This window comes from Lichenicola sp., from assembly GCF_965198575.1.
Taxonomy (GTDB): Bacteria; Pseudomonadota; Alphaproteobacteria; order Acetobacterales; family Acetobacteraceae; genus Lichenicola.
Genome location: NZ_CBDAPY010000001.1, coordinates 1 through 9,341, shown reverse-complemented (window position 1 = coordinate 9,341; position 9,341 = coordinate 1). Strand labels below are relative to the sequence as shown.

The following is a 9,341-nucleotide window of genomic DNA, read 5'->3' as shown; positions in this document are numbered from 1 at the left end:
CGCTGGGCGACTGGCGTTCTGGACCCGCGTCCGGACCGGTCCGGGTCGGTCTGGTGTCGGGCGACCTGCGCAACCACCCGGTCGGCTACTTCCTGGAAGGCCTGCTGAGCCGGGCCGATCCCGAGCGGGTCGCCTTTCTCGCCTTTCCGACCCAGACCGGCGAGGACGAGCTGACGGCCCGGATCAAGCCCCGCTTCGCGGCGTGGCGACCGTTGGCCGGGCTGGACGACGAGGTGGCGGCACGGTCGATCCAGGCCAACGGCGTGCAGATCCTGCTGGACCTGTCCGGGCACACGGCCGGGAACCGGCTCCCGGTGTTCGCCTGGCGGCCGGCCCCGGTGCAGGCGGCCTGGCTCGGCTATTTCGCCACCACCGGCATGGCCGAGATCGACTACGTCGTCGCCGACCCGCAGGTGTCGCCGCCCGGCTCGTCCGGCGAGTGGGTCGAACAAACCTGGCCGCTGCCGGAGATCTACTACTGCTTCACCCCGCCCGCGGTGGCGATCGAGGTGTCGCCGCTGCCGGCCCTGACCGGCGGCCCGGTGACGTTCGGCTGCTTCAACGCCCTGGCCAAGATCAACGATCCCGTCATCGCCACCTGGGCCCGGCTGCTTCACGCCGTGCCCGACAGCCGCCTCATGCTCAAGGCGGCGCCGCTCGGGGACGACGCGGTGTGCTCGGCCCTGCGCGCCCGCTTCGCCAGACACGGCATCACCGGCGATCGCCTGCTGCTGGAGCGCGCGTCGTCGCGGGCGGAGTACCTGCGCACTTATCACCGTGTCGACGCAGCGCTCGACCCGTTTCCGTTTCCCGGCGGTACCACCAGCTTCGAGGCGCTGTGGATGGGCGTGCCGGTGCTGACGCGCACGGGCGACCGCTTCCTGTCGCGAGTCGGCGAGACCATCATGCGCAACGCTGACCTGGCCGACTGGCTGGCGGAGGACGAGGACGATTATGTGGCCCGCGCGGTCCGGCTGACCTCGGACCTCGATCGGCTGGCGCACCTGCGTTGCGGCCTGCGCGCCCGGGTGCTCGCCTCGCCGTTGTTCGACGCCGACTGCTTCGCCCGACACTTCGAGGCCGCGATGTCGGGCATGTGGGCCCGGTGGCTGTCGTCTCGGACCCCGGGAGTGCCAGGCTAGACGTTCATGAACGTCAGCTTTCGGAGGACGGTGAACCTAACCCTGCTGGCCGACATGAGGCGCCAAAGCCATCACCGACGGTCCCTTGTCGGCACCTTGATGCCGGAGCCAAGCCGCAGATCCGGGATCCATGCCGACCGCGCGACCATGCCGAGCATCGTTTCCAGGGACCCGGAGCTTCCGGGTGACCGCCGCTCGCACCGCTCGGCATGGTCGCGCAGCCGCTACCTCTACGCTTGGTGGTGACCGTGCCGATGATGGAGGTCGGGATAGTGAGGATGCCGGTGCAGCATCGGTTCGTGCCGATGCCAATGAGAGTGCGGCTCGTGGGGATCGACGTCCGGCTCATGGTCGTGCCGGTGGTGCTCGTCGTGGCGATGCCGGTGCTCGTGCCCTGTGGCCTCGTGGGCGTGCTCGTGTTCGTGCCGCTCGGCCAGATGCAGCCACAACCCGACCCCCATCAGGCCGGCGGCTGCCAGCAGCGGCGCCGAGATCGGATCACCTAGCATGATGACGGCGAGCATGGCGCCGACGAACGGTGCCAACGAGAAGTAGGCTCCGGTTCGCGCAGCGCCGAGGTGACGCAGGCCCAGCACGAACAACGCGAGGCTCACCCCGTAGCCGAGGAAGCCGACCGCGCCGGCTGCCAGGACGACGCTGGCCGGCGGCAGCACCGCTCCATTGGCAAGACCCAGCAGCAGGTTGAACGAACCGGCGACGAGCCCCTTGAGCATGGCGATCTGCACCGGATCGGCCGACGACAGCTTTCGCGTCAGGTTGTTGTCGATGCCCCAGCAGAGGCAGGCACCGACGATCAGCACTCCGCCCAGGTCAAGCGTTGCCCAACCATGCCAGGATAGAACGGCCGCGCCCGCCAGGATGGCGAAGGCGCCGAGTGCGAGACGTCGGTCCACGTTCTCGTGGAACCACAACCATGCAATGCCCAGGGTCGCCAGCCCTTCGAGGTTGAGCAGCAGCGATGCACTCGCCGCGTCGGTGCGGGTCAAACCCAGCATCAGCAGCAATGGACCGCTGATCCCGCCCGCCAGGATCACCAGCCCAAGCCAGGGGACGTCCCAGCTACGAAGCGGAGCCTCCAAAGCCGGCAGGCGCAGCGCGGCGCGGCATAGATGAAAGGCCGTGAGACCCAGGCCGGCACCGAGATAAAGCAGTCCGGCCAGCACCTGGGGATCGACAACCCCAAGCAGCAGCTTGGCAAAGGGCGTGCTCGCACCGAAGAGCGCTGCAGAAAGCAGGGCGAGCGGAATGCCAGGACGGACCATCTCGCAATTCTACCGTGCCGGCAGAGGAAAATCGCCCTGCGAGGAACGGCAGGCTCCGGGGCCGTTTCCATGGCCGGGCTGCTGCAACCGGGAAAGCATCCGCATCAGGCTCGCGACGCGCCTGCCACACGCTCGGGGAGCCGCCCTGAAGTCCGGGCCCGTCATGATCGTAGCCACGATGATGTCTGGCCAACTCGTGCCGGGTCGGACACACCGGCTGCCGCTATTCGCGTGGCTGCGCCCGGTCATGTCGCCCGGATCGAAACGAGCGCAGCGGCGACGCAGAAGCCGACGACCGCAAGCGGCGGGATCCGCCACCGCTCCAGCAACAGGAAGCCGACGAGCGCGATCGCCACGTCGCGCCCTCCCCGTATCGCGTTCGTCCAGACCGGGTCATAAAGTGCTGCTCCCAGCACGCCGACAACGGCGGCATTGACGCCCGCAAGACCCGCCCTCGCCGCCGGATGCCGCCCTGCCCAAGTCCAGAGCGGCAGCCCGGCCAAGGCCACCAGGATACCGGGCAGGAAAACGAAGGCCAGCGCCACGGCAGACCAGAGCGCAGCCAAACCGGCCGGAGCAACGACGGCGCCGAGATAGGCCGAGAAGGTGAAGAGGGGTCCCGGCATGGCCTGTGTCGCACCGTAGCCGGCCAGGAACACGTCGTCCGTCAGCCAGCCACTCGGCACGAGCGCGTCGCGCAGCAGCGGCAGCACCACGTGGCCGCCGCCGAACACCAGCGCGCCCGACTGGTAGAAGATGCCGGCAAGGGCCAGCAGCGAATGCGGCGCTGCCCGGCCGGCGATCGGCAAGGCAACCAGGAGCGCCAGGAACAGGACCAGGGCGATCCCGCCGGTCCGAAAGCCGACCGGCACGGACGGCAGCGCAGGCAGCGTTGGGAGATCCCGGCAGAGGAGCACGCCTCCGATCGCGCCGATGACGAGCGCCAGGACCTGGACGCCGGAGCCCCCCGCCACCAGCATCAAGGCCGCACCGGCAAGGGCCAGCGCGGCGCGTCGCCGATCCGGGCACAGCTTCTGCGCCATGCTCCAGACCGCCTGGGTCACGACGGCGACCGCGACCAGCTGCAACCCGTGCAGGACCCCGTCGAGGATCGGACCCTGCATCCTCGGGGCCAGCAGCGCGAAGGCGAACAGCGCCAACGCGGACGGCAGCGTGAACCCGATCCAGGCGGCGAGTGCGCCGGTCCATCCGGCCCGGCGCAGTCCCACGAGCAGGCCGACCTGGCTGCTGGCCGGTCCGGGCAGCATCTGGCAAAGGGCGACTAGGCCCGCGTACTCGTCGGCCGACAGCCACTGGCGGTCGCGCACGTAGGCGCGCTCGAAATAGCCCAGGTGCGCGATCGGACCGCCGAACGAGGTCAGGCCCAACCCGAGTGCCGCCCGGAACACCTCGCCTGCCCCGTGTCGTCCCGATGCCCGCGCGGTCGCGACGGCCATGCTCAGGCGTAGTCGAACAGCGCCATGAAGCCGTAGTCCATGTGCAGCTGCTGGTGGCAGTGGAACAGCGTCGGGCCGGGGTTGTCGGCGGTGAAGTCCACCTCCGCCTCCTGGTAGCCGCCCAGCATGACGACATCCTTCATCACGCCGGCCGTCGGCTTGCCGCCGACGCGGGTCAGCTCGAAGCTGTGCCGGTGCAGGTGGATCGGATGGATGTCGTCGCTGGCGTTGCGCATGCGCAGCCGGTAGCGGCGCCCCTGGATCAGCCGCAGCATCGGCTGCACCATCTCCATGGTGTCCGGGTAGGCCGCGCCGTTGATGGTCCAGCGGTTGAAGCCGCCATCCGTCGCGTTGTCCTTGGCGAACACCATGTCGAACACCTGGTCGGGCGGCGGTGCCGCCGTTGCGGTGCCGAACCGGGTGTAGTCCCACCTGAAGGCGGGCGGCTTGACCCAACGCGGCTTGCCGCGCCCGCCCGCATATTCGATCACGATGCCCATGCCGTGGCCCCGGTCGTCGTCGGACAGATCGCCCAGGACCCACACGCCAGGATGGTCCATCTCGACGACGGCGGAGATGCGCTCGGCCGTGCCGATCCAGAGCACCGGCACCTCTGCCTGCGTCGGCACCGGATTGCCGTCCAGCGCCACGACGCGGAAGGTGTGGCCCGGCAGGCCCAGGCTGCGGATTTCCCCGGCGCTGCCGTTCAGCACGTGGAACAGCACCCGCTGGCCGCGTCGGACCCGGATCGGGTCGCCATGGCCCAGCATCCGGCCGTTGATCGAGAAGTAGTCGTAGCCGACCTCGTAGCCGTGCGGCAGCCCCTTGGCGAGCGACGCGTTCATCGCCGCCTCGCCCGTGTCCTTCAGGCCCTTGACCTCTCCGCCTGCCAGGAAGTCCTGCGCCATGTCGCCGCCGCGGCTGAACGTCGCGCCGAACTCCTTCAGCACCAGGAAGACCTCCTGGTCGTAGTGCCCCGGGTTGTCCTTCGGCTCGATATAGACCGGCCCGACTAGGCCGGAGTACTGGCCGCGATCGAGATCGGCACCCGCGCGGACATGCGTATGGTAGAAGCGCAGGCCGCTTGGCTGCGGCACGAACGTTTCGCGGAGCGTGCCGCGGGGCGCGATGACGCGGGAGCCTTCCTCCCCGGCACCATCGACGGCTGACGGGATCTTCTGGCCGTGCCAGTGCAGCAGCTCGGATTGGTCGGTGTCGTTCCGGATGTCGACGGTGACCCGCTGGCCCTCCTTGAAGCGCAGCAGCGGCCCGGGAAATTGCCCGTTGTAGGTCGTGGTCGAGATGATGTGGTCGGGAGCGAGCTCAACCAGCGCTGTGCCGATGCGGATGGTGTGATCCGCCGGAGCCTGCAGGGTGGGTGAAGACAAGGCTACGGAGGCGGATGCCGGTTGCGCTGCGGCAGGCCGAACAAAGGATGAGAGACCAGCCGTAGCGGCAAGTCCGCCGAGTTTCAGGATGCCGCGCCGGTGGAGCGGAATGCCCATGGATCCCCCGTTGGCCGCCCGAACCTCGCTTCGGGATCCGGGCCGGACATCGGGTTCGATTAAGACAATTCGTGACCGATCGGAAGGGCGGTCATCAACAAGGCACGCTGAACTGCCTCCTCGATCCCGGCGATGCACGGAAGGGCTACCGGCGGGGGCCTGGCGTGCAGCCTGGACGGACCCGTCCGGTGACCCTCGACAGGACGATCGGCACAAACCTCGGCTGGCGGAAGTGCCGCGTTGTCAGGACAATGCTCGGCATGGTCCAACGGCCGGCACGGCGGGAGCAGACGTCCCGCACCGGCGGGCTGTCAGGCCAAGCCCGGTTCACAGGCAAGCGAGCCGCGCGCCCGATCCGGAACGGATCACGACGATCCGGGTATCGCTCCCGTCATCTCAAGGGACATCCACGTCATGCCGGACATCACGCTCTGGGGCTTCGACAACTCCACCTTCGTGCGCACGGTGAAGATGCTGTTCGCCGAGAAGGGCGAGACCGGGTTCAAGCAGGTGCCGCTCAACGTGCTGAAGGGCGAGCCGCGGAGCGAGGAGCACCTGCAACGCCATCCGTTCGGCAAGGTCCCGGTGCTGGACTACGACGGCACGCGTGTGCTGGAGACGGCGGCGATCGCGCGGTTCCTCAACGACAAGCTGCCCGGCCCGTCGCTGATTCCGGCAACGGCCGAGGACCGTGCCCGGATGGACATGGTGATCGGCGTCATCGACTCGTACGGCTACGGCGCGCTGCTCGGCGGGGTCGTGGCCTACCACCTGTTCCCCGACTTCGTCGGCGGCAAGAACGAGGCGACACGGCAAAAGGGGCTGGAGACCGGCCGCACCGTGATCGAGTTCATCGTGAAGACCCGCGGCAGCTCGCCGTTCGTCGCCGGAGCGCTGAGCCTGGCCGACCTCTACCTCGCGCCGGTCATCACCTATGTCGCGATGACGCCGGACAAGGACGCGCTGCTCGGCACCGCGGGCTTCGCCGAGTGGTGGGACCGGGCGCAGGCGCTGCCGAGCTTCAAGGCGACGCAGCCGCGCGGCCGCTAGAGCAGTTGTTTTGACGAGCATCCTCACCCGATCAGGTGAGTCCACCTGATCGGAGTCTGCTCTAGGACTACAGTCCCGTCGGTAGGCTAGCGCCGTAGGCGGTGGCACGGAGTGTGTCGAACGCCGCCGCGGCCTGGTCCCAACTGCCGTCGAGCGTCGTGAGCCTCCGGATGGGAAGCAGGGCCAGCCTGTCTCCAGGCGTGCCGTGGCGACCTTCGGACAGCACGCACCACCCGGCCATGCCGAGGGAGTCCAAGCCTGCGGTGGCGGTGGCAAGGGTCTCGTCGCTGGGCTCGGTCTGGCGGCCCAGGACGGAATGGTGCCCGTCCTGGGCGATCATGAGGTAGCGCCGGTCGACGGGAAGGTGGATGTGGGTCATCTGCTGCGCCTCGTGTTTCCCAGTGAACGCAGCAGGACCGCGAATCGACACGTCTTCCCCGCTTGAACTCGTCCGCCGGATCATGGTGTCGATTTCGACCGCACCCGGTCGCGGGTGTGCCGTCGGGTGCGCCGTCGGCCAGGACCGGATGGCTCTCGTTGTCGGTTTCGTGTCCAGCCGGCCGACGTCGCACCCCGCTCCGGCCGCAACGCTCCCATCATCCGACGCTTAGACAGGCTGCACGCTCGGTCCGGCGTTCGATGGGAGGACCAGGTGACGACGATGCCGCAGGCCAAGGTGCTCCTGGTCGAGGACGAAGGCCTGATCCGGATGATGGTGGCCGAGTTCCTCCAGGATGAGGGCTTCGACGTCGCGGAGGCCTGGGACGGCGACGAGGCGGTGCGGCTGCTCGAGGGTCCGGACGAGTTCCACATCCTGTTCACCGACGTCCAGATGCCGGGCAGCCGGGATGGCGTGGACGTCGCCGTCCATGCGCGGCGGCTTTATCCCTCGATCCCCATCCTGATCGTGTCGGGCTACGCCACCGCCCTCGTGAGCCGGATCAGCGTGCTGGATCCAGCCGCCCTGTTCATGTCCAAGCCCTACAGGCTGTGGGAGGTCGGCAGCGCCCTGCACGGGATGCGTGCCACGCCCTGACGCGCTTCGAAGGACCAAGCACCCTCCAGGATCAGGCTGCGAGCCTGTCCCGGTCCATCGTCAGGGTCGCGATCATGCCCTCGGCAGGCCAGGCGTAGACGATCGACCCGCCAAGCTGCCTCGACATGCTCCTGGCGATCAGGGAGCTCCCGAACCCCCGCTCGACGGGCGGCCGGACCACCGGACCGCCCCGCTCGGTCCAGACAAGCACGACGGCGCCGTCATGGGGGACGCATCTGACGTCCAGGATGCCCGAGGGTTGGCCGAGGGCGCCATACTTGATCGAGTTGGTGGCCAGCTCATGGACGACGAGAGCCAGGGTGGTGACCGCCGTCTCCCCCACCTGCAGCTCCGGCACGGCCAGGCGGACGCGGCTGCCATCGGTCGATCGGTCGTCATAGGGTGCCAGCAGGACCGTCAGCAGCGCGTCGAGGTGCGCACCCTTGCCCATGCCGTCCTCGGACGACGGGAGAACCAGGTCATGCGCCTGGCCGAGCGCGTCCAGACGCAGGGTCAGGTCCTGCGCCATCTCGCTCGCCGTTTCCGCCGAGCGGGCGGCGATGGTGGTCAGGGCGGACGCGATGGCGAACAGGTTCTTCACCCGGTGGCTCATCTCGCCGACCAGCGTCTCGCGCGCCTCCTCCGCCTGCTTGCGCGCCGTGACGTCCATGAAGACGGCGAACATCACCCGATCGACCGTGCCTGCGTCCCCTCCCTGGCCCCGGGCGGAGATCCAGCGGCGCACGCCCTGGTCCAGGATGCAGAAGTCGATCTCGTAGGGACCGTCCTGCCCCCGCACCGTCCTGAACGCGCGGCCGACCCGGTCGACATCGACGGGATGGATCCGCTCGGACAGGCTGCGGAACGTGACCTGGCTGCCTTCCGGCACGCCCCAGAGGCGGTGAGCCCGCTCGTCCAGGGCGATCTCGTCGGTGTCGATGTTCCAGGACCAGAGGGACACGCCAGCCGCGTCGGCGGCGGAGCGCAACTGTTCCTTCGTCCAGGCAAGAGCGCTCGATCCGTCTGCAACCATCACATGAGCACCCTGAAACCGCCGACATGGCTGGCAGACCCGCTCTGTAGCCTTATGAGGATTTCGTGGCCACGCACTAATCAGGTGGCTTCGGCCTTCCGCCGCCTTTGGGCTCGGTCAGCCCGGGTTACCTGCCTGCCCCATCGTGGCGCTCCTGACGCATCCACGCCAGCTCCACGGATGTTCCTCCCGACAGGCGGAACTTCGGACCGATCTCTAGGATGCGCCGAGGTAGCGCGCGAACCAGGCCAGGGTGCGGCGGCGCGCATCGGCCTGGTCCTTGGGATCGCGCAGGCCGTGGCCCTGGCCGGCATAGACCACGAACTCGGTCGGCACGCCGAGCGTGTGCAGGGCGTGGTAGAACTCCTGCGTCTGCGGCATCGGGCACTCGACGTCGGCGTCGCCCACGAACTCGAAGGTCGGCGTCCGCACCTGCCGGATGAAGGAGATCGGCGAGGACTTCGCGTAGATCGCCGGGTCGTCGTAAACCGAGGCGCCGAAGAACGGGATCATCCACTGGTCGATGCCGTTCTCGCCGTAATAGGACTGCCAGTCGGAGATGCCGGCACCGGCCACCGCCGCCCGGAAGCGGTTGGTCTGGGTCACCGTCCACATCGTCATGTAGCCGCCATAGGAGTAGCCGGTCAGGCCGAGCCGGTGGTCGTCCACCGGGACCGTGCGCTCCACCGCGTCGATCCCGGACAGGATGTCGCGCAGGTCGCCATGGCCGAAATCGCGCACGTTGGCGGCGGTGAACGCTTCCCCCTGCCCGAACGAGCCGCGCGGGTTGGGCAGGAACACGCGGTAGCCGGCGGCGAGCAGGAACAGCTCCTCG

At 68.8% G+C, this 9,341-nt stretch carries 8 protein-coding genes and 1 pseudogene; 3 read left to right on the top strand and 6 right to left on the bottom strand.

Annotated features, from left to right (window positions below):
* Positions 1-1,142: pseudogene (locus tag ACOEQ2_RS00045) on the top strand (hypothetical protein); the annotation flags it as partial.
* A 230-nt stretch (positions 1,143-1,372) separates the two neighbouring features.
* Here the strand turns inward: ACOEQ2_RS00045 and ACOEQ2_RS00040 are convergent.
* From ACOEQ2_RS00040 to ACOEQ2_RS00030, 3 genes are all read right to left on the bottom strand, one after another.
* Positions 1,373-2,425, bottom strand: coding sequence for a DMT family transporter (locus tag ACOEQ2_RS00040; RefSeq protein WP_419727713.1), 1,053 nt, complete (start codon positions 2,423-2,425; stop codon positions 1,373-1,375).
* Positions 2,426-2,670: 245 nt separating this feature from the next.
* Positions 2,671-3,882 (bottom strand): chromate efflux transporter, encoded by a 1,212-nt coding sequence (gene chrA / locus ACOEQ2_RS00035; RefSeq protein ID WP_419727712.1) that lies wholly within the window; start codon positions 3,880-3,882, stop codon positions 2,671-2,673.
* A 2-nt stretch (positions 3,883-3,884) separates the two neighbouring features.
* Entirely contained in the window at positions 3,885-5,270 is a 1,386-nt protein-coding gene (locus tag ACOEQ2_RS00030; RefSeq protein WP_419727711.1) for a multicopper oxidase family protein, read from the bottom strand.
* 531 nt (positions 5,271-5,801) lie between these two features.
* On the opposite strand from ACOEQ2_RS00030, the gene ACOEQ2_RS00025 reads away from it, so the two are divergent.
* On the top strand, positions 5,802-6,437 hold the full coding sequence (locus ACOEQ2_RS00025) for a glutathione S-transferase family protein (protein ID WP_419727710.1): 636 nt from the start codon (positions 5,802-5,804) through the stop codon (positions 6,435-6,437).
* Positions 6,438-6,504: 67 nt separating this feature from the next.
* Here ACOEQ2_RS00025 and ACOEQ2_RS00020 read toward each other — a convergent pair whose 3' ends face one another.
* Positions 6,505-6,816 (bottom strand): hypothetical protein, encoded by a 312-nt coding sequence (locus tag ACOEQ2_RS00020; protein WP_419727709.1) that lies wholly within the window; start codon positions 6,814-6,816, stop codon positions 6,505-6,507.
* A gap of 282 nt (positions 6,817-7,098) precedes the next feature.
* Here ACOEQ2_RS00020 and ACOEQ2_RS00015 point away from each other — a divergent pair, with 282 nt between their 5' ends.
* Positions 7,099-7,473, top strand: a complete 375-nt coding sequence (locus tag ACOEQ2_RS00015; RefSeq protein WP_419727714.1) for a response regulator — start codon at positions 7,099-7,101, stop codon at positions 7,471-7,473.
* Between the two features lie 31 nt (positions 7,474-7,504).
* Here ACOEQ2_RS00015 and ACOEQ2_RS00010 read toward each other — a convergent pair whose 3' ends face one another.
* Both ACOEQ2_RS00010 and ACOEQ2_RS00005 read right to left on the bottom strand, forming a co-directional pair.
* Positions 7,505-8,461 carry a sensor histidine kinase gene (locus ACOEQ2_RS00010; RefSeq protein ID WP_419727708.1) on the bottom strand — a complete coding sequence of 319 codons (957 nt, stop codon included), beginning with the start codon at positions 8,459-8,461 and terminating at the stop codon, positions 7,505-7,507.
* Between the two features lie 261 nt (positions 8,462-8,722).
* The coding region (locus ACOEQ2_RS00005; RefSeq protein WP_419727707.1) for an alpha/beta hydrolase family protein at positions 8,723-9,341 on the bottom strand (619 nt) is incomplete at its 5' end.